The organism is Brevundimonas sp. GW821-FHT12C05 (genome assembly GCF_058807475.1).
Genome location: NZ_JBXAQS010000001.1, coordinates 338,065 through 362,500, shown reverse-complemented (window position 1 = coordinate 362,500; position 24,436 = coordinate 338,065). Strand labels below are relative to the sequence as shown.

Genomic DNA, 24,436 nt, shown 5'->3' with positions numbered 1-24,436 from the left:
CGAAGACCACGTCGCCGGTCATGAAGTCGGACACCGGCCGCGTCAGCCCGCCCGCGCCCTCACGCGCCACGGCCCGAACCACGTCTCGTTCGGACAGGACGCCGACCACGCGGTCGTCCTGACAGACGATCAGCGCGCCGACACGGCGGCGCTCCAACTCGCCGCAGGCCTCGGCCAGGCTCAGGCCCGGCGCGATGGCGTAGACGGCGTCTCCCTTGTCCTTGAGAATCTCGGCGACCAGCATGGCGGCGTCTCCCCTTCCCTTGAGAGCGGCGGCCGCGGCGGGGCCGCATCAGACGGGAGGATCACCCGGATCGGCTTTCGAATCAAATCCGGTCCGATCGCTGAACATCCGGCTCCACGGCCCGATCGCCACCAGTCCGAACAGATAGCCGAAGGCGTGCGCCTCCCAGGCGACCCTTCCGCCTTCGGAGCCCGGAACCAGGCCGATCAGCCCGATCGCCAGGTTCACGCCCATCAGAATCGCCGAAATCGTCAGCACCCGGCGGTCTGTCAGGGGACGCAGGCGGCCGTTTCGGCGGCCGAGCAGCCGGATCGCGGCTCCGGTCAGGCCGAACACCGCGCCCGACGCGCCGACGACGATGTCATGGCTCTTTATATGCAGCAGGCCGTAGCCCAGCGCGGCGACCAGGCCGCACGCTATATAGAAGAGCAGGAAGCCCGCCGCGCCGCGCAACCCGGGCATCAACCGCGCCACGGGCGGACCGAAGGCGATCGCCCCCGCCGCGTTCATCGCCACATGGCTCCAGCCGGCATGCAGGAACATCGCCGTCAGCACGCCCGGCCACCAGCCGCCCTCGGCCAGCGACGCGGGCTGGAAGGCCAGTCCCAGTCCGCCGTCGGGCAATTCTCTCTGCATTATAAAGAGTGCGGGGATCGAAACGGCGACCAGCAGCGACGCCAGGGGCGCGTTGAAGATCCGTTCCGGAGGCGGCGTTTCACTCATCGGGCCGTCCGCTCCGCGAAGTGCGAGGTCGCCGTCCGACGTTCTGGCAAGCGGTTCTTAATAACCATGTCCCAGATTGGCGCGCGGAGTGCTTAGCGCTCGGTAAACCGTGTTTCGGGGAGAATCGTCGCCATGCCAGCCAGATTGAAGGTCGCCGCCGCGATCGTGCTCGCCGCCGCCACCCTCCCCGTCACCGCCCAGGCCCAGTCCGCGGGCTCGTCCAGCATGGGGACCTATACGTCCGGTTATGGCGGCGCGCGCTACAGCACCGCCCAACCCCAGACGGGCTCGACCCGCGACGCCAACGGCAACCGGCTGATCGTCAACGGCATCATCCAGTCGGGCGCCAGCAGCTATTCCAGCACCTCGGGCGGCGTGGGCTCCACCTACACCGGCGCGGGCCGAGGCCAGACCATCGGCGGCTCCACCGCCATCGGAAACAGCCTGAACGTCGTCGTCCAGGGCAACCACAACACGGTCATCGTCAACTCCAGCCAGGTCAACAACGGCAACGTCACCGCCGGCACCGACCTCAACGGCACCCTGAGGCTTCCATGAGCGCTGGCCGGACCCTTCGGCTGTTCAAGACCTTGGGCGTGGCCTGTGCGGCCGCCGCCCTGTTGAGCGGCTGTATCTCTGCGACCGCGAACTCGCGCGGCGTCTACGCCACCCCGATCGGCAATGCGCCGGTGACGGCCAACCCGACGCCCTATTCGGCGGCCTTGTACTGCATGGCCGACTACGCCCGCCGCTACAGCCTGCCCTCCCCGCGCATGGCGGTGGGCCGGATCGCCGACTACACCGGCACGGTCTCCGCCGACGGCGGACGCCAGGTCACCGGCGGCGCCTCGCTGATGGCCATGACCGCGCTGGCCAAGTCCGGCGCCCGGATGGTCGAGCGCTATGACACCTCGATCTCCGAGATGGAGCTGCGCTACGCCAACAACCGCCTGATCGGGGACGAAGGCCCCGGCGGCGCGGACGACGTCCAGTACCGCCGCATCATCGCAGGCTCGGTGCCGGGCTCCGACTTCTACATCATCGGCGGCATCACCGAGGTGAACCACAACATCCGCTCGGGCGGATTCGACATGGCCGCGGGCCAGGCCTCGACCGACACCCCGCTGTCGACCGCCTTCGCCGGCCGGGCCTATGTCATGAACATCGCCATCGACCTGCGGCTGGTGCAGACCACCACGAACGAGGTCGTCGATGTCGTCTCGTACCAGAAGCAGATCATCGGCCGCGAGATCTCGGCCGGGGTGTTCGACTTCCTGAACGGCAACGTCTTCGACATCTCGGCGGGCGAAGGCGCGCTGGAGCCCGTCCAGTTGGCCGTGCGCGCCCTGATCGAACGAGCGACGGTCGAGTTCATGGCCAATCTGTATGGCGCTCCCGGTCCCGAGGTCTGCCTGCAGGCCGGTCCGGATCCGCTGGGCGGCACGGTCGGCGCGACCGGCGGCTACTATCCGGCTTACCCCAACACGGAGACCAACAATGGTCAGACCCGTGCGGATCCGTCTCGCTGGCACGATCGCCGCGACGGTGATGTGCGTCGCAGCCGCTACTGAGGCCGCCGCGCAGACACCCCCGCAGGACAACAGCCTTGTCCTGAACAACCAGCTTCAACTCGGCGATGTCTTCGCCGACCAGACGCTGAACGTGGTCGATTCCCAGGATCAGGTGACTGTCGGAACCACCGCAAACGGCAACAGCGCCTCGGGCGCGGTCGAGAACGGCACGGTTACGGTCCGCTCGACGCAGGACATGCGGGGCGATTCCATCGCCACGACCTCGGTCGCCCTCGGCGGCGACACCTCGGGTCCCGTCGCGGTGCAGTCCAATGCAGGCGGCAACTATCTGGCGGTCAGCGGCTATGGCGCCGACGTCACCGTCGAGGCGACCCAGCGCAACACCGGCGGTCTGGTCGGAGCCCAGACCGAGGTCGGCGACGAGAACGCGCGCCTGCTGGCCGGAGGCGTCGTATCGGCCACGGCTACCTCCAACACCGTCTCCCTCTATGGCGAAGGTAGCGTCGTTCAGGGCACGATCGAACAATCGTCCTCCGCCACCGTGCGGGCCTACAGCCGTCTGGACAGCCAGTATGTTCCGGCCGCCGCCGAGGTGCAGGCCCAGGCCATGGGCAACGCCATTGGGGTGAACAGCGGTCAGACCTCAGGGCAGAACTTGGCCTTCGACCAGACCTCGACGGGTGCCTTCATCGAGGCCGAGGCCAGCGCCAATACCGGCAACGGTTGGGATCTGGCCGCGCGCGCGCGCGCCGTCGGCAACTACGCCAACAGCTACAATTCCGGCGGCTCGGTCGTGACCAGCTCGGCGCAGGACAACTCGTCCTTCATCCGGTCGGCGGCGACCACCACCGCCTATGATTATGGTCGTGCCCAAGCCTATGCGTCGGGCGCGGGCAACCAGCTGTCGGTGGGCAACAACGACGTCTACGTCGAGATCGACAACAGCCAGATCAACACCGGCGGCGTCGACGTCTCGGCGACCTTCTCGGGCACGAACGGTTATGACGTCTATGTAGGCGCCGAGGCCGTGGGCAACGCCGTCACCGGCTACTCGTGCTCGGAATGTCAGGGCTATCTCGAGGCCCGCAACACCCAGACCAACTCCGGCGATGTGTCGGCCCAGGCCAACACCGCCGTCGCGGGCTCCAATCGCGCGGTGATCTCCAGCGCCACGGCCACCGGCAACTCGGCCAACTTCTACGTCTCGCGGCCGTCGCATTAAACTTCGGTAACTTGAGCAGAAGGGGCCGGTCGCCGAAGGGTTGCGTCGGGGCGTCGGCGTTTTCAGATATCGCGGTCCTTCCTGTTTGCCGGCGCGCCCGCACGGGCTCCATTGCGCCATCGGAGTCGACCGACCATGCGTTCCGCACGCCGCCTTCTTCTGCTCGTCGCCGCCTCGGCCGCCGCCCTGACGGCCGCCGCCCCGGCCCTGGCCCAAACCGCGCCGACCGACCCGTTCGCGCAGGGCGCTAGCGACATTCCGGCCGATACCAATGTCCGCTTCGGCGTGCTGGCCAACGGCATGCAGTACGCCGTCATGCGCAACGCCACCCCGCCGGGGCAGGCCTCGTTCCGCCTGCGGATCGACGCGGGCTCGCTGATGGAGAACGACAACCAGCTCGGCCTGGCCCACTTCATGGAGCACATGGCCTTCAACGGGACGACCAACATCCCCGAGAACGACCTGCTGCGCATCCTCGAGCGTCTGGGCCTGGCCTTCGGCGCCGACACCAACGCCTCCACCGGCTTCGACCAGACCCTTTATATGCTGGAGCTGCCGCGCACGAACGACGAGACCGTCGACGCCTCGCTGCGCATCATGCGTGAACAGGTGTCCGAAGCCCTGATGGCCGCCGACGCCGTCGACGCCGAGCGCGGCGTCATCGAGGGCGAAGAGCGCCTGCGCAACACCCCCGGCCTGCGCTCGGTCAAGGCCCAGCTGGCCCTGCTGGCCCCCGGCCAGCGCATCTCGCAGCGCATGCCGATCGGCGACCTGAACATCATCCGGAACGCCCCGCGCGACCGCTTCGTCGAATTCTACAACGCCTACTACCGCCCCTCGCGCGCGACCTTCATCGCCGTCGGCGACTTCGACGTCGACGTCATGGAAGCCAAGATCCGCGGCGCCTTCGAGAGCTGGCAGCCCAAGGCCGCCGACGGCCCCGAGCCGGACCTCGGCACCGTCGCTCCGCGCCAGCCGGAAACCCGCATCCTGGTCGAGCCGGGCATCCAGTCGAACATCCAGCTGAACTGGACCAAGGCCCCGGATCTGGATCCCGACACCGTGGCCGAGCGCCGCGACAACCTGATCACCAACCTGGGCCTGGCCGTTCTGAACCGCCGCCTGGGCGAGATCTCGCGTCGCGACAACCCGCCGTTCACCTCGGCCAGCGGCAGCGCTTCGACCCTGGTCGACAGCCTGGAGATCGCGTCGGTCTCGGCTAGCTTCAATCCGGGCGGCTGGAAGGCCGCGCTGGAGTCGATGGAGCAGGAGCAGCGCCGTCTGGTCCAGTACGGCGTGTCCGACGCCGAACTGCAGCGTGAGATCACCGAGTACCGCACCGCGCTGGAGAACGCCGTCGCCGGCGCCGCGACGCGCCGGACGCCCGCCCTGGCCGGCGGCATCGCCAACGCGGTCAACGCCCGCACGGTCTTCTCCTCGCCGCAGACCAACCTGGACCTGCTCAACGCCGCGGTCGCCGGCCTGACGGCGGCGCAGGTCAACAGCAATCTGCAGACGGTCTTCACCGGCGGCGGCCCGCTGGCCCTGGTCGTCACGCCGGTCGAAATCGAGGGCGGCGAAGCCGCCGTCACCGCCGCGCTGACGGCCTCGCGTCAGGTTCCCGTCTCCGCCCCGGCCGCCCAGGCCGCGCTGGAATGGCCCTACACCCAGTTCGGAACCCCGGGCACGGTGGCCAACCGCCGCGAGATCGCCGAGGTCGGCGCCACCGTGGTGACCTTCGCCAACGGCGTGCGCCTGACCGTCAAGCCGACCGACTTCCGCGACGAGCAGATCCTGGTCAGCGTCCACACCGGGATCGGCGAACAAGGCCTGCCGACGGATCGCTCGACTCCGCAGTCGCTGGCCGGCTTCTACGTCGCGCCGGGCGGTCTCGGCCGCCTGACCTTCGACGAACTGAACCGCGTCCTGAACGGCCACGTCTATTCGGCCGGCTTCTCGGTCGACAGCGACAGCTACTCGTTCTCGGGCGCCACCCGTCCGGCGGATCTGGGCCTCGAGATGCAGGTCCTGACCGCCTACCTGACCGATCCGGGCCTGCGCGCGGCGCCCTTCGAGCAGATCAAGGGCCTGTTCCCGCAGATCGTGGCGCAGCAGATAGCGACCCCCGGCGGCGCCTTCCAGGTGCAGGCCTCGGGTCTTCTGGCCAGCGGCGACAAGCGCGAAACCTTCCCGTCGGCGCAAGAGGTGGCCAGCTGGACCATTGAAGACGCCCGCGCCGGCGTCACCACCGGCCTGAGCACCGGCCCGATCGACGTGGTCGTGGTCGGCGATGTGACGGTCGAGGACGCCATCGCGGCCGTCGCTCCGACGCTCGGCGCCCTGCCCCGCCGCGGTCCGGACGCCAGCCCGGCGCCCGGCGCGACCGAACTGCGCTTCCCGGCCCCCACGGCCCAGCCGGTTCGCCTGACCCACAACGGTCCGGCCGAGCAGACCCTGGCCTACATCGCCTGGCCGACCACCGACGCCGTGGAAGACCGGACCGAGGCCCGCCGTATCTCCGTCATGATGGAAGTGATGAAGCTGCGCGTGCTGGACGAAATCCGCGAGAAGCAGGCCCTGGCCTATTCTCCGAACACCAGCGCCAGCGCCTCGGACACCTACCGCGGTTACGGCTCGATCGCCGTTCGGGCGGAAATCGCGGCGGACAAGGTCGATCCCTTCTACGCCGCGGTCGGTTCGATCGTCGCCTCGCTGCGGGACGCCCCGCCGACCGAGGACGAACTAAACCGCGCCCGTCTGCCGGTGATCGAGGCCCTGCGCCGCAGCCAGGCCAGCAACGAATACTGGCTGGCTCAGCTGTCCGACGTGGCCGAGAAGCCGGGTGACGTGCAGCAGACCCTCACCCACATCTCGGACCTCGAATCGGTCACTCCGGCCGACGTTCAGGCCCTGGCCCGCCAGTACCTGCGCGACGACACCGCCTGGAAGGCCATCGTGGTCTCGGCTCAGGCCCAGCAGTAAGCGATAAAAAAGGCCCCGGTCTCAGGACCGGGGCCAGTTTCGCTTCTCAGGATCGCCGGCGGAGAGCCGACGACCTCATATCTTTAGGCGTTCGCGCCTGACGGCAGGCTGAACACGCCGTTCAACCTAGAACACCCGTCCGCCGACCCCGCCGTCCAGGGTCATGGCTCCGCCGGACACGGCCATGCCAGACCGTTCGACCACTTCCTCGCGATACTCGGTGTAGGTTTCCTCGCGCATCCACGTCAGGATTTTCACCCCGGCGCCATAGCGGCGCAGCAGCGAACGCTCGTTGCACTCCCGCTCGGCCCGCTGGGTCCGGCATTCGACGTTGCCGCCGCCGTACCACAGGGCCTCGCCCTTGCGGCAGCTGACGGTCTCGCCGTGGTCGAAGCGAACCTCGCCCTGATATTCGGCCCAGGTGAACTGCAGCGAGGCGCCCGCCAGGCAGCGATACAGCTCGCCCTCGTAAGATCCGTCGACCTCCCGGTCGGGACGCACCTGCGAGGCGGGATGCGGAATGGCGCGGTCGTCGATGCACACAGCCTGGATGACCACGCGCTTCTCCCACCGGCGGCGCGACTCATAGGGCACGCGCACGACTTCGCGCACCCGCGCACCCTCGACCATCAGGCCGTTGATCGTGGTCGGATAGGGCTGATCGACCGTGACATAGGCCGAACCGCCGCCGCCGACCCAGGTCGAGCCGCCGGCGCGGGCGTTCAGGCCCACATTGGCGCGGGCGCCGGCGTTGGCGGCCGCGTTCACGTTCACATTGACGTTCACATTGCCGCCGCCGCAGCAGGACGGGGGCGGAGGCGGCTGGCAGCACACCGGAGGCGGCGGAGGGGGCGGCGGAGGCGGAGGCTCGCAGCACGGCGGGGGCGGCGGCGGACAGCCGCCGTTGCACTGGGCCGCGGCGTCGTCGGCGACCGCCGACAGGGCCAGAAAGCCCGCCGCAGCCGGCAGCCAGGTCATGATCCGCACCCCCATGGGCCGACCTCCAGATGAGTTTTCGCGCGGCCCGCAAAGCGCGCGGACCGTTCCAAACTGCATCAGACGCCAAAAGCCTTGCGTTTCCGTTGCCTTCGCGGCCCGCCCCTTGCGGCATTCCGTCCGGAGACGAATGTCGTGTTTCACCCTGATACGCAGCTGCTGATCGATCACTGGACCGGCCTGGCCCGCGCCGCGGACGTGCGCGGCGGGATTCCGGCGCGCGCCGGGCTGCATCCGGAGGTCCTCGGCCGCCGCCTGCCCCGCGTCTTCGTGGCTGACTGGCAGGACGGCCAGGCCGTGCTGCGCCTCGCCGGGACAGCGCTGGAGCTCTTCTATCGCCGCCCACTCGCGGGAGAATCACTGGCGGCGCTGTGGCGGCCCGCCTCGAGCGACCTGATCGAAGCCGCCCTGGCTCAGTCCGTTCGCGAAGCCCGGCCCGTGGTCGTCGTCGGCCTGGCGCCCGGCGATCCCGCTGTTCCGGTCGAGATGGTGGTCGCCCCCCTGCGCGGCGCCACCGGGCGACCGGATCAGCTTCTCGGCCTGTTCGCGCCCGCCGCCGCCCTGACGCCGCTCGCCCGGGGGGCCGCCCTGCTGACCGCCCGCGTCGCGGTCGCCGCCGGAGAGCCTGGGCGTCCCCCGCTCAGCCTCGCCGCCGTCCAGGGCCGCCGCATCGCCTGATCACGCCTCGACCACGGTCAGGTCGCGCACATACCGCTTCCAGTTCTGGACATAGTGGGCGGCCGAAACCCTCAGCGCCTCGATCTGTCCGGGCTCCAGCTCGCGCACGACCTTGCCCGGCTGACCCATGACCAGGGAGTTGTCGGGAATCACCTTGCCCTCGGTGATCAGGGCGTTGGCGCCGATCAGGCAGTTCTTCCCGATTTTCGCCCGGCCCAGAACCACCGCGCCGATGCCGATCAGGGTGTTGTCGCCGATCTCGCAGCTGTGAAGCATGACCATGTGGCCGACCGTGACCCCATCTCCGATGGTCAGGGGCTCGCCGGGATCGGAATGCAGCACGCTGCCGTCCTGGATATTGGTGTCCCGGCCGATGGTGATGGGGTCGTTGTCGCCACGCACGACAGCCCCGAACCAGACGCTGGCGCCGGGTTTGAGAATCACGTCTCCTGTCACCACAGCATTTGGCGCAACCCAGTATTCGCCCTTCGGCGGAAGCTGCGGTTTCTTGTCCGCCAACGCATAGATCGTCATGGAACCATCACCTCATCTTTGGCCTAATCAGCGCTTTAAGCCTTCGTAAACCACGCTAGCATCAATCTGTTGATGCGATTCGAGACCGACATTTCGGCCCCGGATCCGTAACCGGATCAAGCCCGGTCCGGTCAAGCAGGGGGAACGCGCGTGGTGCGTTCGGTTCGGCGGCTCCGTCCGCTGGAAGTTGGTCCTTCCTCCGACCCGGGCGGATGCGTCGCATCCTCTTCTCTCCTCCCCACGATCGTTCGAGGCGATGCTTTTGCGGCATCGCCTTTTTTCATGCCCTGGAGGCGTCCATGACCAAACGTGCGGCCCTGAAGCGTCAGACCCGTGAAGCATCTCGTGAGTTCGGGGTGCTCGATACGAGCCAATTCATCCAGGACTCCAAGGTACGGCGCTTGCCGACCCATGCGGGCTGGTCGCCCAATCCGTCGAATGACGAGCGGGACCAGGCCTATCTGAAGACGCTGAAGCCCAAATCGGACGGCCAGGCCGAGCTGATGACCATGATCGATCATCACAACCTGGTCCTGGCGCTCGGGCCGGCAGGCACGGGCAAGACCTATCTAGCCGTGGCCAAAGCGGTCGAGGCGCTGGAAGCCGGCAAGGTCGGACGCATCGTCCTCAGCCGCCCCGCTGTCGAGGCCGGCGAATCGATCGGCTTCCTGCCGGGCGACATGGAGGACAAGCTGGCCCCTTATCTGCGCCCGCTCTACGACGCCCTGTCGGACCGTCTCTCGATGAAGCGGGTCAAGGCGCTGATGGCCGAGGGCCTGATCGAGATCGCCCCGATCGGCTACATGCGCGGCCGCACCCTGAACAACGCCTTCATCGTCGTGGATGAGGCCCAGAACTGCACCTATGTGCAGCTGAAGATGCTGCTGACCCGCCTGGGCTGGCACTCGACCATGGTGGTCACCGGCGACCCGCAGCAGTCCGACTTGCTGCCGGGCATCTCCGGTCTGTCGGACATCGCCGAACGCCTCATGCCCGTGCCGGACATCGCCGTGGTGCGGCTGGCCGAACAGGACATCGTCCGTCACCCGCTGGTCGCCTCGATGATCGGCGTCCTCTAGAGACCGCCAACCTTTCCGATCAGATCAGGTCGCGAACCGGAACGCTCTCCACCTTGGGGGGCGTTTTTGGTTTGGCCCCGATGCGGTCGATGAAGGCGAAGACGAACGGGTTCAGCGAAATCGACAACAGGGCGGCGGCCAGGATCAGGTCATGCGTTTCCTGCCGCATCCCGCCCAGTTGGACGCTCAGCGCCGCCAGGATGAACGAGAACTCGCCGATCTGGGCCAGGGCGGCGGCGACGGTCAGGCTGGTCGCCTTGTCCAGCTTGAACACGGTCGTGATCGCCAGCGCCGCGATCGACTTGCCGACGATGACGATGGCCAGCAGGCCCAGCACAGCCAGCGGACGGTCAATCAGGATATGCCAGTCGAACAGCATCCCCACGGAGACGAAGAACAGCACGGCGAAGGCGTCGCGCAGCGGCAGCGACCGCTCGGCGGCGTTGTGGCCCAGCGGCGAACTGTTCAGCACCAGCCCGGCCAGGAAGGCGCCCAGGGCGAAGGAGTGGAACAGCGCATAGGCCACCCAGGCGATGCCCAGGGCGATGGCCAGAACGCCCAATGTGAACAGCTCGCGCGACTTGGTATGGGCGATGCGCACCAGCACCCAGGGCAGCACCTTGGCGCCCACGACCAACATGACGGCGGTGAAGCCCGCGACCTTGAACAGCGTCCAGCCGATCGACCCGGCCAGCTCGCCGCCGTTCAGCGTACTGCCCGGCTGGATCACCAGCAGGGGCAGGATGACCAGGGCGATGACGATCACCAGATCCTCGACGATCAGCCAGCCCATGGCGAGACGACCGACGTCGCCCTTGACCTGTTTGCGCTCTTCCAGCGCCCGCAACAGCACCACGGTCGAGGCGACGGACAGGGCGAACCCCATCAGTATGGCCTCGAGATCGGTCATGCCCATCAGCCTGCCGAGGCCCCAGCCCAGCGCCGTCGCCGCCGTGATCTGCACCAGGGCGCCCGGGATGGCGATCTTTCGCACCTTCATCAGGTCGGCCAGCGAGAAATGCAGCCCGACCCCGAACATCAGCAGGATCACCCCGATCTCGGCCAACTGGGGCGCCAGTTCGGTATCCGCGACGAAGCCCCCCGTATGCGGTCCGACCACGATGCCGGCGACCAGATAGCCCACCAATGGAGACAGCTTCAGCCGGTTGGCCAGCATTCCGAACAGGAAGGCCAGCACGAAGCCGCCCACCAGAGTCAGGATCAGGCTGTCGGCATGGCTGGCCACGTTGGCGGCTTGCTCGGCCACATCGGCATGCGTCATCGGCGCTCCTTCGAGTGCGTGGGGGAATCCTTGCGGGTTGAAGCGTCACATCTGGGGCCTGAAGCCCCGCCGGACAAGGAGAAACCGGGTTCCGCGACGCTGTGCCGCCAGAAAAACCCTTCGCGCGCGAGGCGCGGGCTGCTAACCCGAACCGCTCAATCTTTCAGCGAACCGAATGAAAATCCCTCGTATCGCCTACGCCGCCTACGGCTTCGCCCTTGTTGTGGTCATCCTCGATCAGCTGACCAAGGCCTGGGTCCTGTCGGGCCTGAACATGCTCGACGCCGGCGGTGCGATGCTGGACCGGGAGCTGTGGGGCTACCGCTCGATCGAGGTGCTGGGCTCGTTCTTCAAGATCACCTTCGTGGCCAATGACGGCGTCAGCTTCGGCCTGTTCGGCGGCGGCGCCGGCCGCTGGGTCCTGAGTGTCTTCTCGATCGGGGTCGCGGGCCTGCTGGGCTGGTGGGCGTTGAAGGCTGACCGCCGTCTGCTGATCACCGCCATCGGCCTGGTCATCGGCGGCGCCATCGGCAATGTGATCGACCGCATCCGTTTCGGCTTCGTGGTCGACTTCGCCGACTTCTCCGGCACCGGCGTCTTCCCGTGGGTATTCAACGTCGCTGACAGCGCCATCACCATCGGCGTGATTCTGCTGATCCTCGACAGCCTGCTCTCCGAACGCGCGGCCAAGGTTGGCCTCGCCGCCGAAAAGTCGTAATCAGCCGCTTCCACTAGGGTTTACGCGTGCGCCTGTCGGCGCGCTGCACCGGGATTGATCATGCGTCTTCGCACTACCGCCGTTCTGACCCTCGCCGTGTCCACGCTCGCGCTCGGCGCCTGCAGCAGCCTTCAGCAGGGCATCGGCCTGTCCAAGGTGACGCCGGACGAGTTCCTGACGGTCTCCACCGCGCCGCTGACCATGCCGCCGGAGTACGGCCTGCGTCCGCCCGCCCCCGGCCAGCCGCGCCCGCAGGAGCTGGCTCCGGAATCGGCCGCCCGCCAGATCCTTCTCGGCCAGCGCCAGGCCGTCACCCGTTCGCCCGGTGAGCAGGTGCTGGTGGCCCATGCCGGCGGCGACCGCGCCGACCCGCTGGCGCGTTATGTGATCGACGACGAGTTCGGCGACCTGGCCCACAAGGAAGAAAGCTGGGCCAACCGCATCATGTTCTGGCGCCGCGACGACGCATCTACCCAGGCCGCGACGACCACCCAGACCTCGGAAGGCGCCCAGACCATCGACGCCGCCAGCGAGTACGCCCGCATGCAGGCGCTCACCGGCGGCCGCGGCGGCATCACCATCACGCCGCGCCGCGACTCGGGCTTCAAGCTGCCGGGCCTCTAGGTCCGGATCCAGCACCACGGAATCAGGCCCGGACGCCCACGGCGTCCGGGCCTTTTACGTTCAAGACTCCTGGAGGTCAGGCCTTGGCGGCGCCGGCGCGCAGGCCCCGCTCGGCGAGCGCCACCACAGCCACGCCGCCCAGGGTCATGGCCGCGCCGGTCAGGATCTGCGGGGTCAGAACATCGTCCAGCAGGGACCAGCCGATCAGTATCGAGACCACCGGGGTGGCGAGCAGATAGGGCGTCACCCGGCCTGCCTCGCGCTTCTGCACCAGCCAGAAGACCAGGGTCGTGGCCAGCACCGACGAGACCAGCCCGGCCCAGATCAGGCAGGCCCAGATCAGGGCGTCGGCGTTCTGGATCGCTTCCCACTGCCCCCGCTCGAACATCGCCGAACCGAACGCGAGGGTCGGCAGGGCGACAAGCGACAAAAGACCCTGCATCTTCAGCGGCGGGATCGAGGTGGTGCGACGGGCGATGACCGTGGTGATGGCCCAGGCGCTGGCGGCGGCCACGCCGACGGCGATTCCCTTCCAGTCCTCTATGGCGTGGGCGTCCAGCGTCATCCAGGCCACGCCCAGGAAGGCCACGCCCATTCCGATCAGGGCGAATCGCGACAGCCGCTCGCCCAGCAGCAGGAAGGCGAACAGGGCGGTGAACGGCACCCACAGCTGGGTCGCGACCGACACCGGACTGACGTCGTGCGCCAGCCAGAAGGCGAAATAGACCAGACCGTAGTGCAGCGGCCCGCCGATGCAGACGATCAGCAACAGGCTCTTCCAGTTCGGGAAGGGCGGACGGACGAAGGGAATCAGACAGGCCGCCGCGATGGCGAATCGCAGGGCGCCGGTCATCAACGGCGGCAGAACTTCGGTGGCCACCTTGGCGGCGGCGTTGTTCACGCCCCAGATGACGACGATCGCGACGATGGCGCCGATCTCGATGAGGCTGAGCGGGCTGTGAGGCTTGTCCGGGGTGATCACCGCACCGGGTTAGCCCGTGAACGTGTCGGGTGCGAGACCCGCACCCGACACTTCACATTTCGGAATGTGGCTTTCGGCCGATCAGAACGGGATGTCGTCGTTCAGGTCGTAGCTTTCCTTGGGACCCGAGGGCTTGTTGGCACCGCCGGTCGAGAAGCCCGAGGAATAGTCATCATCGCCACCACGCGACTGACCGCCGCCGGCGCTGTCGGCCCGGCCGCCCAGCATGGTCAGCTCGCCGCGGAATTTCTGCAGCACGATCTCGGTGGTGTATTTCTCAACGCCGCCCTGCTCGTACTTGCGGGTCTGGAGCGAGCCCTCGATGTAAACGGTCGAGCCCTTCTTCAGATAGTTCTCGGCGACCTTCACGATGTTCTCGTTGAAGATGACCACACGATGCCACTCGGTCTTTTCCTTGCGCTCGCCGGTCGCCTTGTCGCGCCACGTCTCCGAGGTCGCCAGGGACAGGTTGGCGACGCGTTCGCCCGAGTTGAGGGTGCGGATCTCCGGGTCCTTGCCCAGGTTGCCGACCAGAATGACTTTATTGACGCTGCCCGCCATCATCGAGCTCCTTTAGCTAGCTGGCCCACCGCGCTTTCCGCGCTGATTCAGGCCCTTCCCACGTGGCCTAGCGCGCTTTCGCGCCGCCGGGGCCGATTTGTCGTCGCAATCCACAGAAGCGCGACTTGTTCCACCTTTGTTCCGCACTGTCCAGCGCGAAGCCGATCCTATCGCGGCGGAGCGGCGACCGGCGCGGGCGGCCCGCGGGGAGCGTCCACTTCCTGCTGGATCGCGCCGGGAATGGCCAGGCGGCCGTCGCCGGTCCGGGCCAGCGCCATGAAGCGCGAGCCCTCCAGGGTCTTGCCGAACGAGACGCCGGCGCGATCAATGAAGATGAACTGTCCCTGATAGGAGCCGATGACTTCGCGACGGCTGCCGCCCAGACCGAGGAAGCGCAGCCGCATTTCTTCGAGACGGGCGGCGCAGAATTCGATCTGCGGCTGGTCGCGCGCGACGACGTTGAATGTCGGCGCTTCGCCTTCCTTGCCCAGTTCGACCGCGTAGCAGACGCCCGGATCGAAGGGCGCTTTGGTGGTGTTCTGGCAGGCGGCCAAGGCCAGGACCCCGAGGCCAGCGGCGAGAATGATGGAGGTGTGCTTCATCAATGGAGATCCGGGAACTGGCAGCGGCGATCCTGATCCGCCAGCAGGCGGAAGCGGTTGTTGTCGGGCGATTGTTCCACGCGGCGCGGGACAAGGCGCAGGGTCGTTTCGCCCCAGCGGCCATACAGCGCCTCGCCCGGGCGCACGCAGGTGCCGGCGTACAGGGCGACGACGCACTGGTTCAGGCTCACGCCCGACGACACCGTCCGCCAGTCCGATCCCGTGTAGCGCAGGCAGGCGCTTCCGCCCGTCGGCTGCGGCGCGGGCTGGGCCGGCTGGGTCGATTCGATCGGTGTGGCGTCGGGTTGGACCTCGGTCAGCTCAACCGGAGGCGCGGACGGCGGCGGGGTCAGGGAGGCGGTCGGGGCGGCGACCAGATTGCCGGTCGCATCGACGCCGACGTCCAGCGCATCCGTGGCCAGGCCGTTGCGGCGCGCGCAATCGGTCAGGGTCGCCATGCCGACAAACTGGCCGTCGACGTAGCAGCGCAGTTCGCGGGTGGAATCCAGGCCTGGCGCATCAGCCACGGAGACAGTCAGCCCGCCTTGCGCCGCGGGCGGCGGCGCGGCGGGCTCGTCACGCCCGCCCGTCATCAACAGGCCGACGATGACGGCGATCACGACGGCTGCAGCAGCGCCGATCGCGATGAGGATACGGTTGTCCTTGGGCATGAAAGGCTCGCGCGGATGAAGGCCCCAATAACCCCGCCGGAGCAGGGCCCGTCAACGCTTTACGTCGACAGGGTCAGCCGCCGGTCAGGCGCGACAGCGCCGCCTGGTAGTTGGCCAGCTGGGCGGTCAGGTAGGCCGGGGCCTGGCCGGTGACCGCGGGCTTGTTCGATTCCGGGGACAGCGAGCGATAGGCGTCGCGGATGGCCTTCATCGCGGCCTGCAGCTTCTCGCCCGACGTCTTGATCGCAGCGGCGTCGGTCAGGGTCAGGTTGGTCGGAAGGCCCAGGCCGAAGGTCTTGGTGACGTCGTCGCCGGTCGTCTTGCCGATATAGCCCTGCGACAGGCCCAGGCCCGCCAACGCGTCGCGGCCGGTCTCGCCCGAGGTCAGTACGGCGCCCTTCACCCCGTCTCGGGCGACGATGGACAGGCGCTGCAGGCCGGTCCGCAGGGCGGTGGCCAGGTCGCCTGGCTCGGCGCCCTTGGCTGTTTCGGACACCACGGTGACCTTCAGCCTCATGTTCGAGGCCTGCTCTATCTTGCGGCCCAGGCTCTGCAGCGTGTCGCGGGCCTCGATGGTGACCGGCACGGCGCGGCCGCCGTCGGCGGGCGACACATAGAACCGGTCGCCGACCCTCAGGGAGGTGGCGTTGGTCAGGGTCTTGGACTGGCTCTGGTCGATCTCGCCCTGCGGCAGGCCCAGCCGGTCCAGCACGCTGGCCCCGCCCGAGGCGACCGCCAGCGTCAGAGGCTTCGCCTGCCCTCCGTCGCCTTCCCAGTCGCGCCGCCACTCGACCGCGCCGGTCGTCGGATCGATACGGGTCAAATAGGCCTTGGTCGGATCGGTGGCCTTGGCGGCCTCGGGCCGGTCGGCGATGCCGGTCAGCCAGACCTTGCCGTTCTGGATCTTCATGTCCGCGGCGCTGTCGTCGCCCGCGCCGCCGATATAGGTCAGGCGGTCCTCGGTCGAGGCGGCCAGACTGTCGTCGATCACGGCCACGAAGGCGTCCTTGCCGCCATGGTGAGCCGTGGTGATCGTACCGATGCCCAACGAGGCGTTGCGGGTCGTGCCGCTGATGATCACCTTGCCGTCCACGACGGCCAGGCCGCCGATCTCGCCACTGGCCTCTCCCAGGTCGCGGGTGGCGGCCAGGGTCGGTTTGCCGTCCGCCGCGAGGTTGAACTGGCGCACGACGATGCGGCCGTCCTCGACGCCCGCCGAATAGAGCTTGTTCCCGTCCACCACGATGGCGTCGACGCCGTCGGTTCCGGCCGTGCCAAACTGGGAGACGCCCGCCGCCTTGGAGACGACAGGCGCATACTTGTGTTCCTGGGTCTCACTGAAGGCCTGGACGTAACCGTCCCAGCCGCCGACCCCGACCGTGCCGGTCATGGCCGACTGGGCGCGCCCGCCGACATAGATGGTGCCGTTCGGGCCGAAGCTGACGGAGGTCGCCTCGTCGGCGGCGCGGGCCCCGCGACGCTGGGTCCAGACCTCCTGCCCTTCCGCGTCGAAGACAGTCACGAAGCTGTCGGCGACGGTGGCCACGTCGCCCGCCTTGCCCGCATCCAGCGCGCCGGTGACCGAACCGGCCACGGCCACCCGGCCATTGGCGTCGACGGCGATGGCGTAGCCGCTGGCGGTGGAGGCGGCGCCGATGGCCTGGGTCATGACCACGCGGCCAGCGGAGTCGAGCTTGATCAGCGCGACATCCTTTTGACCCTTGATCGGCTGGGTGTCCGGACCGGCCTTGAGGTCGGCCACCATCCAGACCGAGCCGTCAGGGCCCGTCGTGCTGGCGCGGACGGTCTCGACGCCTGGCGGCAGGGCCGTCTGGGAGGCGCGTCCCTCGACCCACTGGGTCTCGCCGACGCCGGCGACAGGCGGGGGCGCGGCGCCGCCGGTGTCGCTCTGGAATTTGAGCATCTGCAGACCGCCGGCCGTGCCGGAGCCCTGCACCACATAGACGGCGTCCGCGGCCGTGGTCGGGGTGAAGCTGACCTTCTCGGTCGTCACGCCGCGCACGACCAGGGCGAATTGGTCGGGTCCCGCCGGCAGGGTGACGGTCTTGCCGTTGACCGTCATGGTCTTGGGCTCGGGCTTGACCAGCTCGCGACCGATGCGCGTCTCCACGCCCGCATCCCCGAGCTTGGCGTTGATGTGATCCAGCACATTGGTCAGCGTCCGGGGCTTGGTCCCCATGTCCTTAAGGTCGATGGCCACCGACTTGGTGGTGTTGTCGCCCTTCTTGACCGTGATGTTGAACTGCACCTCGCCGGCGAACGCCGGGGCCAGTGCATCGGGCGAGCCCTCGTGGATCGGCCCCGTGACCGAGATCGCCCCGTCGCGCGCCACCGCGGCCGTGGTCTTGCTGGTCGTGGAAGACGTGCCCTGGACCAGACGGATGCCGTCCAGATCGGCGCCCGGCAGCCATTTGCTGACCTCGGCCATGCCCGCCGCGAACCGCTTGTTCAGCTGCGTCATCTCCAGGGCGCCCACACCCTTGGTCCCCGCGCGGGTGATCAGGGCGTTCATGGTCTCGAGGCCCTGATAGAGGGCGAAAAGCTTCTTGTAGTCGGTCGAGGCGTCCTTGATGTCGAGCTGGGCCGCGCCTTCGTTGATGAAGTCCCGGCCGCCCAGGGCGGCGCGCAACAGGGCGCTCTGCTCCGGCGCCTTGACCGAGGTCGACCATGGCGGCGTCGGCTGGGCCTTCGACTTCGCGAGCGCGTTCAGGGTCGAGTACGACGTCGAGGGCGACGCCGTTCCACCGTACAGACCCAGAAGATAGCTGTTGTTGATCACAGGACGCTCCTGACGCGCAGTGTGACGCCTGAGCCGTAACGAGGGCTTAACGACCGGGTTCGGAGCGACTTCCGCAGCGACTCAGGGAACAATGGTCGTCAGCGCCCGTTTATCGCGTGCCGGATACGGAGGAGTGCCCCATGAGAGCCTTCGTCAACGCCCTGAAATCATTGCTTTCCTTGTACGGCTTCGGGCCGCGCGGCGCGAACCGCCGACGACCCGAACCCGTTTCCATCGGCCGCTCCGGGAGCCGCCGGCTGGCTTAGCCCTGGAAGAGCGACAGGATGATCTGCGGCGCCTGGTTGGCGATCGACAGCGATTGCACGCCCAGTTGCTGCTGGACCTGCAAGGCTTGAAGCCGGGCGCTTTCCTTGGCCAGGTCGGCGTCGACCAGGTTGCCGATGCCCGATTCCAGCGTGTCGACCAGCTTGGATACGAAGGTGTTGTGCGCCTCGATCTGCTTGGCCTGGGCGCCGATCTCGCCGAGGGCGGCGTTCAGTTGGGTGATCGAATCGTCCAGCTTGTCCAGGGCCGTGGTCGCGCCCGTCAGGGTCAGCAGGCTGTCGCTCAGCGACAGTTCCAGGATCGAGCCGCCCAGCGACAGGTTCTTGGACGCCAGGGTCACGAAGGCCGAAGCGTCGGCGTTGGCCAGGAATTTGATGCCGTTGGTCAGCGAGCCGTTCAGGATATTGCCGCCGTCGAAGCTGGCGTTGTCCACGGCCGACTTGATCGCCTTCATCAGGGCCTTGAAGTCGGCGTTCAGCAGCTGACGCGACTGGGTCTTCAGTGACGTGTCTTTCGCCGCCGTGACCTTTTCCTTGAGCTGGTTCAGCAGGTCAGAGATCGATTCGCCCGCCGACAGCGCCACGTCCGCGATCGAAGTCGCGCGGTCCAGGCTCTGCTTGACCGCGCCGAGCGCGCCAACATCCGCGCGCTGGGTCTGGGCGATGGCCCAGATCGCGGCGTTGTCCTTGGCGCCCTGGACCTTCAGGCCCGTGGAGACGCGACCTTGCACATCCGCCAGGCGGCTGTTCGTCGTGGTCAGGTTTTGCAGCGCGATCTGCGCGGCGACATTGGTATGGACGCTATTCGTCATCCGACTCGGCCCTTCGAGGTTTGGCCAAGGCTAGAGGACGAACTGTGCACACATGGTTAACGGCGATTCACCACGCGTCTTAACCGCGCGGATCGCTCCTGCGCGGCGTTTCGATGGGTCTCGGATGCGTCAGGCCCGGGTGTCGATCACCGCGCCGGCGCTATAATCGGTGTCCTGCATCAGGCCGACGACCTGTTCGCGGGGCAGTTGCTTGACGACCTCGCCGGTGATCCGGTCCATCGTCTTGTAGATGAACGATCCGGACCGGGGTCCTTCCTCGATCACCAGGCGGTAGCGAGCGGCCTGTTCGGCTTCCTGCTGCGCCCTGGAATCATGGAAATCGCCGCCGGTGGCGACGGGGACGGACGGAACCTCGTAAGCGGCTACGGCGCCGATCTTCGCATTGCTTTGCATGTCTCCTGCCGACCGTTTTTAAAACGGCGGTTCCCTTCAAGGGGACTGGAGAGCGGTTGGGCGGGGCCCGAGGACCCCGCCCTTCCGGTCAGATTCCTTAGCGGAACAGTCCCAGCAGCGTGGAGGTCGAGGAGTTGGCGATCGACAGAGCCTGCACACCCAGCTGTTGCTTGGTTTGCAGCGCTTGCAGTCGGGCGCTTTCCTTGGCCAGATCGGCGTCGACCAGGTTGCCGACACCGGCTTCGATGGTGTCTTGCAGCTTGCCGACGAAGGTCAGGTGCGTGCCGAACGACTTCGAACCCGTACCCAGTCGAGCGAGCGAGGCCGAAACCTTGTCGATCGAAGCGTTGACGGCGGTCAGCGCGGTGCCGGCCAGCGTCGAGGTGCCGATCGTCATGGCCGCGGTGACCGTGACGTTGGCGCCGCCCAGCGACAGGTTTTCACCCGACACCTTGATGGTCGTGCCCGAGGTGTTCGCCAGGGCCTTGTAGCCACCCGTGCCGGTCGAGTTGTCCAGCAGGTTGACGCCGTTGAACTTGGCGTTCGAGACCACGGTCCCGATCTGGTCGCGAATGGCCTTGAAGTCTTCGTTCAGGGCCGAACGGGCCGAGGTGGTCAGGCTCTTGTCGGTGGCCGCGAGGGCCTTTTCCTTCAGTTGGCCGAGCAGGTCAGAGACCGACTCACCAGCCGAAAGCGCCACGTCCACGGCCGACTGACCGCGGTTCAGGCTGTCCTTGACAGCGCCCAGGGCGCTGATCTCGGCACGTTGCGAGGTGGCGATGGCGAAGATGGCGCCGTTGTCCTTGGCGGACGAAACGACCTTGCCGGTGTTGATACGGTTTTGAACCGTTTGCAGTTCGCTGTTGGTGACCGACAGGTTCTGCAGGGCGACCATTGCGCCCACGTTCGTATTAACGCTGTTCAGCGCCATGACGAGTATCCTTGTTTCAAGGTGTCCGACGCCATTTTGGCTGCCGGGAGCATTTTGCTCAGGGGACACCGCAGCAAGGGCGGGGCCAGTCGCAATTCCGCCGTGCCAGACCAGCGATCGTTGTTTTTGCTGCGTTAGTTCCTGTTAAGCACGTACGAACCCCGGCAGTTTTTGCCGGGTCCCGGCAAGATCTGCCGGGCAAGGCCTGCAGAAACTGCCGCAGCCCTACGATCCGCCCTTCCGCCAGCGGTCCTGCAGGTCGCGTTCGGCCCGCAGGGTCTCGACCGCCGCCTGCCGGGCGGCGTCACACTCCGCCAGGGCCTGGCCGCGCGCCATATAGGACGCCTCAAGGTCGGCCAGGGTCGGCGCCGAAGGCAGCTGATCCAGCCGGCACGGCGTCAGCGCCGCCTGCGGTAGAGCCAGCCTGGGCGGCGACACAGACGGCCGGGGCGAGGCGGCACAGCTCGCGGTCATGATCGCGCAGACGAGCGGCGCGATCAGGAGGCAGCGGGAGATCGGAATCATGGGCGTTCCTCGCCTCGGCCTCGGCGGCGGCGGTGACACGCGCCAGACCGACCGATTGTTGATGTTGTTGTTCAAGGCGGCGGGCTTGCGCCGTCGCGCCTTCGACCTCGAGCCTGCGGGCGTAGGCCTCGGCGGACGCCGCCTCAGCCTGCCGCTCGGCGCGGTCCAGACGTCGGGCGCCGAGACCGAACGGATCCCAGTGCAGGCCCAGGCCGCGCCCGGCGACAAGCAGCGCCACGATCAGGATGATGGCGGCCAGTCCGACGCCCGCCGGCGTGAGGGCGCGCAGGAGGGTTCGGGGGCTCACGGGAAGACCTTCCGGTCGAGCTCGAAATGCGGGCCGTCGCGCAGGGTCGTCCAGTCTCCGCCCCAGACGATGGCCGTTCCCTGCAGGGCGGCGGCGGCCTTGAAGGCCGCGGCGATGCGCGGATACAGCGGCCAATCCCATCGCACCTGCCCGTCGACCAGGGCGGCGACGTCGACCGCGTGGCCGGTCAGGTGACGCGAGCGGTTCGTCCGGCTCGCCCCGGCGCGCACGAGGGCGGCCTGACGATCAGGGGTGCGCAGCCCCTCGGTGACCATGAAGTCCACCGGCGTCAGGGTGATCGCCTCCCGGACCACGGCGACCAGGCGGGGGTGCACGCCGGCCATGCGGGCCTGCGAGCGGGCGGAAAGGCGGAAGGCCATCAGCGCCCCTCCCCGTCCGGGCCGGGCCGCAACAGGCGCAGGCTGACGATCAGCTGCTGCGCGCTGGGCGCGACCAGATAGAGCACCATGGTCAGGGCCAGCAGGCTCATCAGCCCCTCGACCAGCCGCGGCGCCGCCTCGGCGGGGACCAGGGGGATCAGACGGTCCAGCACCAGCCAGGCGACGCCGCTGGTGGCGAACACATAGAGGCGGCGCCACAGCCACCGCCCCTCGGCCAGCGGCGAGACCTCGTCAGCGGGCGCAGGGTCGGTCATCGGTCGTCCTCCATCTCGTCAAGGCGCCATCCGTGGCGCCGCCAGCCCACATCCGCGGACGCGAGCAGTTCATCCTTCGTCAGCCGCAGCGGGATCTCCCGGGCTTCGGGATCCAGGGTTTCGGCCTCGTCGGGGGTCCAGTCGGGGTGCATGTCGGACCTCATCCCTGGGCGATCAGCCAGACGACGCCGGGCGCGCCGGAGCCTCCGACACCGCCCGCGGCCACGCCGGCGCCCCCGCCCCCGCCGCCGCCGCCCGCCGTCCCTGCGGCGCCTCCGGCATGACCGGCGCCCGACGCGACGGCCCCGCCGCCTCCACCGCCGCCGCCTGCCCAATGAAGGGTCGTGAGCGGCGCGGCGGCCCCGACTCCGCCCACTGAGCCGACGCCGGCCGCGCCGCCGGCCGCCCGTATCGCCACCGCGCCACCATCGCCGCCCATACCGCCGGATCTGACGTTTCCGCCGGCATCGAGGCCGCCGCCCGCGCCGCCTCCGCCCGAGCCGTCCGGCCGATCGAAGGTTCGGCCCGCGGCTCCAGCGGCCGAAACGCTCGAGGCCCCTCCGCCATTGGCGTTGGGCGTACCGGCCCCGCCGTCGCCCGCGGCTCCATTGACGCCGCCGCCCAGTCCGCCGCCCCCGCCGCCGCCGGCCGAGATCAGCGCGGTCCCGCTCAGGTGCACGATGGAGGCGCCGCCCGCGGTTCCCGCCGCGGCTGCGCCGCCGGCGCCGCCGGCGCCGATCGTCACGGTCAGCGCCGAGGTCAGCCGATCCGCCGCCCAGACAGCTCGAACGGCGCCCCCGGCGCCGCCGCCTCCACCACCGTATCGAGCGCCCGAGGCGCCGAAGGCTCCGGCCCCGCCGCCGCCTCCACCGCCGACCACGACGGCCTCCACGCTTCGCGCCCAGGCGGGCGGGGTCCATGATCCGCCGGAGGTGAAGACCGTGGTCTCCCGGCGACCCGCGCCTTGGCTGAAGGATACCCGCCCCGTCGCGCGGTCGACGCTCAGCGCCGTGCGCCAAGCCACCCCGTCGGGACTGACCTTCAGCGTCAGGTCGTCGTCGCCGACGAGCCCCAGTTCGGCGCGGCCTCCGTAGCCGGACTGGAACAGCAGGGAGAGAATGTCCGTTGGCGACGCCTTGTTGAGCGTCATCCTCAGATCGCCGTCGCCGCCCTCGGCGGTTTCCCGCGCGGTCCACAGCGCCTTGTTCAGCTTGGCCGCGAAGGGATTGGCCGCGTCCGCCGCCGTCCCCACGCCAAGACGGTCCAACGGCCCGACCTCGCCCAGCCGCGCGCCAAGCCGGTTCCAGCCGCCGTCTTCTCGCACCACGAACACGGCCTCGTCGGCCACCCAGGCCAGCAGGCCCTCGGTCGCTTCGACGCCGATCCAGCCGCCCATCTCGGCCCGAACCAGATCACCGGCGGCGAAGGCGCTCCAGGCAGACCCCTCGGCCCCGTCCGGCAGGATATGGAGCCGGCCGTCCTCGGGCGCCTCCGGCTGGACCGCCGTCGTCCGGCTGGCGACCGTGGTCTGGACCAGGGCGTCCAGCCGGGTCAGCGCCTCGTTGAGGGTCACATGCTTCTGCATCTGCCCGGCCGCCAGATAGGGCAGGCCCAGGCGCGCGGACTGGTCGTCGCTCATGAAAGTCTCCGAAACATCGTCGGAGATCAGTGTGCGGGCGTGGCGTCCTCAGGCGGGATCATGACGCTGGAGAGGAGCTATTTTCCCATTGATTCAGAGCGTTAGACGTCGCCAATCCGATGGTTCAACATTAACTCCCGCGCCTTCTCAGTCGTGGAGATAGACGATGCGGCGCAGGTTCGGATCGCTCTTCACCTTGGCGACATGACGGTCATGCTCGCCGGAGGCGCGAGCCTCGCGCTCATTGGCCTCGACCCAGTGGGTGGTCTGGATATCCTTCTGCAGCGCCTTGGCCGCCATCAGGTGACCCGGAAACAGCACGTCGACGACGTTCGGCACGAAGTCGAGGAAGGGCACCTCGCCCACCGCCGTGGTCACGCTGTCCAGACCCAGATAGCCCGCCATCCGGACGATGGTCCCGGGCGCCGCCTTGGCCCGCACCGCCTGGACCATCAGCCAGCCGGCGGCGCCGATCGTATAGACGCTGCCCACCAGCGGAACCCAGGTCAGCAGGCCGTCCATGCCCACCCCGAACGGTCCGATGCCGATCACCCGGTCCGAGAGCTTTTTGACGCCCTCGACATTGGTCCAGATTTTCTCGATATCGCCGATGGTCCGTCTGGGCATTCCATCCTCCGA

27 protein-coding genes (1 of these 27 cut by a window edge) are annotated in these 24,436 nt (G+C 68.3%); 8 read left to right on the top strand and 19 right to left on the bottom strand.

Annotation, left to right across the window (positions count from 1 at the left end; genetic code table 11):
- On the bottom strand, positions 1 to 244 hold the 5' portion of the coding sequence (locus tag AC1RRF_RS01750; RefSeq protein ID WP_492832243.1) for a CBS domain-containing protein. Its footprint begins 185 nt before the window's first position; the window shows 244 of its 429 coding nt (coding positions 1-244); the start codon lies at positions 242 to 244; its stop codon lies beyond the left edge, outside the window.
- 48 nt (positions 245 to 292) lie between these two features.
- Positions 293 to 967 (bottom strand): rhomboid family intramembrane serine protease, encoded by a 675-nt coding sequence (locus AC1RRF_RS01745; RefSeq protein ID WP_492832241.1) that lies wholly within the window; start codon positions 965 to 967, stop codon positions 293 to 295.
- 132 nt (positions 968 to 1,099) lie between these two features.
- On the opposite strand from AC1RRF_RS01745, the gene hfaA reads away from it, so the two are divergent.
- From hfaA to AC1RRF_RS01725, 4 genes are all read left to right on the top strand, one after another.
- Positions 1,100 to 1,525 (top strand): holdfast anchoring protein HfaA, encoded by a 426-nt coding sequence (hfaA, locus tag AC1RRF_RS01740; RefSeq protein ID WP_492832239.1) that lies wholly within the window; start codon positions 1,100 to 1,102, stop codon positions 1,523 to 1,525.
- A complete protein-coding gene (gene hfaB / locus AC1RRF_RS01735) occupies positions 1,522 to 2,538 on the top strand; it encodes a holdfast anchoring protein HfaB (RefSeq protein WP_492832237.1) in 1,017 nt (338 codons plus the stop codon). The genes hfaA and hfaB overlap by 4 nt, the downstream gene beginning before the upstream one ends.
- Positions 2,465 to 3,721: a holdfast anchor protein HfaD gene (gene hfaD / locus AC1RRF_RS01730; protein ID WP_492832235.1), complete on the top strand. Its 1,257-nt coding sequence runs from the start codon at positions 2,465 to 2,467 to the stop codon at positions 3,719 to 3,721. The genes hfaB and hfaD overlap by 74 nt, the downstream gene beginning before the upstream one ends.
- A 135-nt stretch (positions 3,722 to 3,856) precedes the next feature.
- The gene (locus tag AC1RRF_RS01725; RefSeq protein WP_492832233.1) at positions 3,857 to 6,703 is read left to right on the top strand and encodes a M16 family metallopeptidase; all 2,847 of its coding nucleotides are present in this window, start codon (positions 3,857 to 3,859) and stop codon (positions 6,701 to 6,703) included.
- A gap of 126 nt (positions 6,704 to 6,829) precedes the next feature.
- Here AC1RRF_RS01725 and AC1RRF_RS01720 read toward each other — a convergent pair whose 3' ends face one another.
- Positions 6,830 to 7,681, bottom strand: a complete 852-nt coding sequence (locus AC1RRF_RS01720) for a hypothetical protein (RefSeq protein ID WP_492832231.1) — start codon at positions 7,679 to 7,681, stop codon at positions 6,830 to 6,832.
- A 153-nt stretch (positions 7,682 to 7,834) separates the two neighbouring features.
- On the opposite strand from AC1RRF_RS01720, the gene AC1RRF_RS01715 reads away from it, so the two are divergent.
- The gene (locus AC1RRF_RS01715) at positions 7,835 to 8,377 is read left to right on the top strand and encodes a PAS domain-containing protein (RefSeq protein ID WP_492832229.1); all 543 of its coding nucleotides are present in this window, start codon (positions 7,835 to 7,837) and stop codon (positions 8,375 to 8,377) included.
- Here the strand turns inward: AC1RRF_RS01715 and AC1RRF_RS01710 are convergent, their stop codons facing one another.
- Positions 8,378 to 8,911, bottom strand: a complete 534-nt coding sequence (locus AC1RRF_RS01710; RefSeq protein ID WP_492832227.1) for a gamma carbonic anhydrase family protein — start codon at positions 8,909 to 8,911, stop codon at positions 8,378 to 8,380.
- 287 nt (positions 8,912 to 9,198) lie between these two features.
- On the opposite strand from AC1RRF_RS01710, the gene AC1RRF_RS01705 reads away from it, so the two are divergent.
- Positions 9,199 to 9,990 carry a PhoH family protein gene (locus tag AC1RRF_RS01705; protein ID WP_291835247.1) on the top strand — a complete coding sequence of 264 codons (792 nt, stop codon included), beginning with the start codon at positions 9,199 to 9,201 and terminating at the stop codon, positions 9,988 to 9,990.
- 19 nt (positions 9,991 to 10,009) lie between these two features.
- On the opposite strand, the gene AC1RRF_RS01700 is transcribed toward AC1RRF_RS01705, so the two are convergent.
- On the bottom strand, positions 10,010 to 11,272 hold the full coding sequence (locus tag AC1RRF_RS01700; RefSeq protein WP_492832225.1) for a cation:proton antiporter domain-containing protein: 1,263 nt from the start codon (positions 11,270 to 11,272) through the stop codon (positions 10,010 to 10,012).
- Between the two features lie 175 nt (positions 11,273 to 11,447).
- Between AC1RRF_RS01700 and lspA the strand changes: the two genes are divergently transcribed.
- Entirely contained in the window at positions 11,448 to 11,990 is a 543-nt protein-coding gene (gene lspA, locus AC1RRF_RS01695) for a signal peptidase II (protein WP_492832223.1), read from the top strand.
- Positions 11,991 to 12,050: 60 nt separating this feature from the next.
- The gene (locus AC1RRF_RS01690; RefSeq protein WP_492832221.1) at positions 12,051 to 12,614 is read left to right on the top strand and encodes a DUF3035 domain-containing protein; all 564 of its coding nucleotides are present in this window, start codon (positions 12,051 to 12,053) and stop codon (positions 12,612 to 12,614) included.
- A gap of 76 nt (positions 12,615 to 12,690) precedes the next feature.
- Here AC1RRF_RS01690 and AC1RRF_RS01685 read toward each other — a convergent pair whose 3' ends face one another.
- The 14 genes from AC1RRF_RS01685 to AC1RRF_RS01620 form a co-directional block, all read right to left on the bottom strand.
- Positions 12,691 to 13,596, bottom strand: a complete 906-nt coding sequence (locus tag AC1RRF_RS01685; protein WP_492832219.1) for a DMT family transporter — start codon at positions 13,594 to 13,596, stop codon at positions 12,691 to 12,693.
- Positions 13,597 to 13,677: 81 nt separating this feature from the next.
- Positions 13,678 to 14,157 carry a single-stranded DNA-binding protein gene (gene ssb / locus AC1RRF_RS01680; protein ID WP_492832217.1) on the bottom strand — a complete coding sequence of 160 codons (480 nt, stop codon included), beginning with the start codon at positions 14,155 to 14,157 and terminating at the stop codon, positions 13,678 to 13,680.
- A 167-nt stretch (positions 14,158 to 14,324) separates the two neighbouring features.
- The gene (locus AC1RRF_RS01675; protein WP_492832215.1) at positions 14,325 to 14,759 is read right to left on the bottom strand and encodes a hypothetical protein; all 435 of its coding nucleotides are present in this window, start codon (positions 14,757 to 14,759) and stop codon (positions 14,325 to 14,327) included.
- The gene (locus AC1RRF_RS01670; protein WP_492832213.1) at positions 14,759 to 15,430 is read right to left on the bottom strand and encodes a hypothetical protein; all 672 of its coding nucleotides are present in this window, start codon (positions 15,428 to 15,430) and stop codon (positions 14,759 to 14,761) included. The genes AC1RRF_RS01675 and AC1RRF_RS01670 overlap by 1 nt, the downstream gene beginning before the upstream one ends.
- Before the next feature lie 73 nt (positions 15,431 to 15,503).
- Positions 15,504 to 18,230: a transcriptional regulator gene (locus AC1RRF_RS01665; RefSeq protein ID WP_492832211.1), complete on the bottom strand. Its 2,727-nt coding sequence runs from the start codon at positions 18,228 to 18,230 to the stop codon at positions 15,504 to 15,506.
- 262 nt (positions 18,231 to 18,492) lie between these two features.
- Positions 18,493 to 19,326 (bottom strand): flagellin, encoded by an 834-nt coding sequence (locus tag AC1RRF_RS01660; protein ID WP_492832209.1) that lies wholly within the window; start codon positions 19,324 to 19,326, stop codon positions 18,493 to 18,495.
- A 129-nt stretch (positions 19,327 to 19,455) separates the two neighbouring features.
- Entirely contained in the window at positions 19,456 to 19,740 is a 285-nt protein-coding gene (locus AC1RRF_RS01655; protein WP_492832207.1) for a flagellar protein FlaG, read from the bottom strand.
- 97 nt (positions 19,741 to 19,837) lie between these two features.
- On the bottom strand, positions 19,838 to 20,671 hold the full coding sequence (locus AC1RRF_RS01650; protein ID WP_492832205.1) for a flagellin: 834 nt from the start codon (positions 20,669 to 20,671) through the stop codon (positions 19,838 to 19,840).
- A 346-nt stretch (positions 20,672 to 21,017) separates the two neighbouring features.
- Positions 21,018 to 21,503 (bottom strand): hypothetical protein, encoded by a 486-nt coding sequence (locus AC1RRF_RS01645; protein ID WP_492832203.1) that lies wholly within the window; start codon positions 21,501 to 21,503, stop codon positions 21,018 to 21,020.
- On the bottom strand, positions 21,500 to 21,883 hold the full coding sequence (locus tag AC1RRF_RS01640) for a M15 family metallopeptidase (protein ID WP_492832201.1): 384 nt from the start codon (positions 21,881 to 21,883) through the stop codon (positions 21,500 to 21,502). The genes AC1RRF_RS01645 and AC1RRF_RS01640 overlap by 4 nt, the downstream gene beginning before the upstream one ends.
- Positions 21,883 to 22,158, bottom strand: a complete 276-nt coding sequence (locus tag AC1RRF_RS01635; RefSeq protein ID WP_492832199.1) for a hypothetical protein — start codon at positions 22,156 to 22,158, stop codon at positions 21,883 to 21,885. Before AC1RRF_RS01635 ends, AC1RRF_RS01640 begins: the two co-directional genes overlap by 1 nt.
- Entirely contained in the window at positions 22,155 to 22,310 is a 156-nt protein-coding gene (locus tag AC1RRF_RS01630; protein ID WP_492832197.1) for a hypothetical protein, read from the bottom strand. Before AC1RRF_RS01630 ends, AC1RRF_RS01635 begins: the two co-directional genes overlap by 4 nt.
- A gap of 8 nt (positions 22,311 to 22,318) precedes the next feature.
- Positions 22,319 to 23,797, bottom strand: coding sequence for a DUF2793 domain-containing protein (locus AC1RRF_RS01625; RefSeq protein ID WP_492832195.1), 1,479 nt, complete (start codon positions 23,795 to 23,797; stop codon positions 22,319 to 22,321).
- A gap of 147 nt (positions 23,798 to 23,944) precedes the next feature.
- Positions 23,945 to 24,424: a DUF4112 domain-containing protein gene (locus AC1RRF_RS01620; protein ID WP_492832193.1), complete on the bottom strand. Its 480-nt coding sequence runs from the start codon at positions 24,422 to 24,424 to the stop codon at positions 23,945 to 23,947.
- Positions 24,425 to 24,436 lie beyond the last annotated feature (12 nt).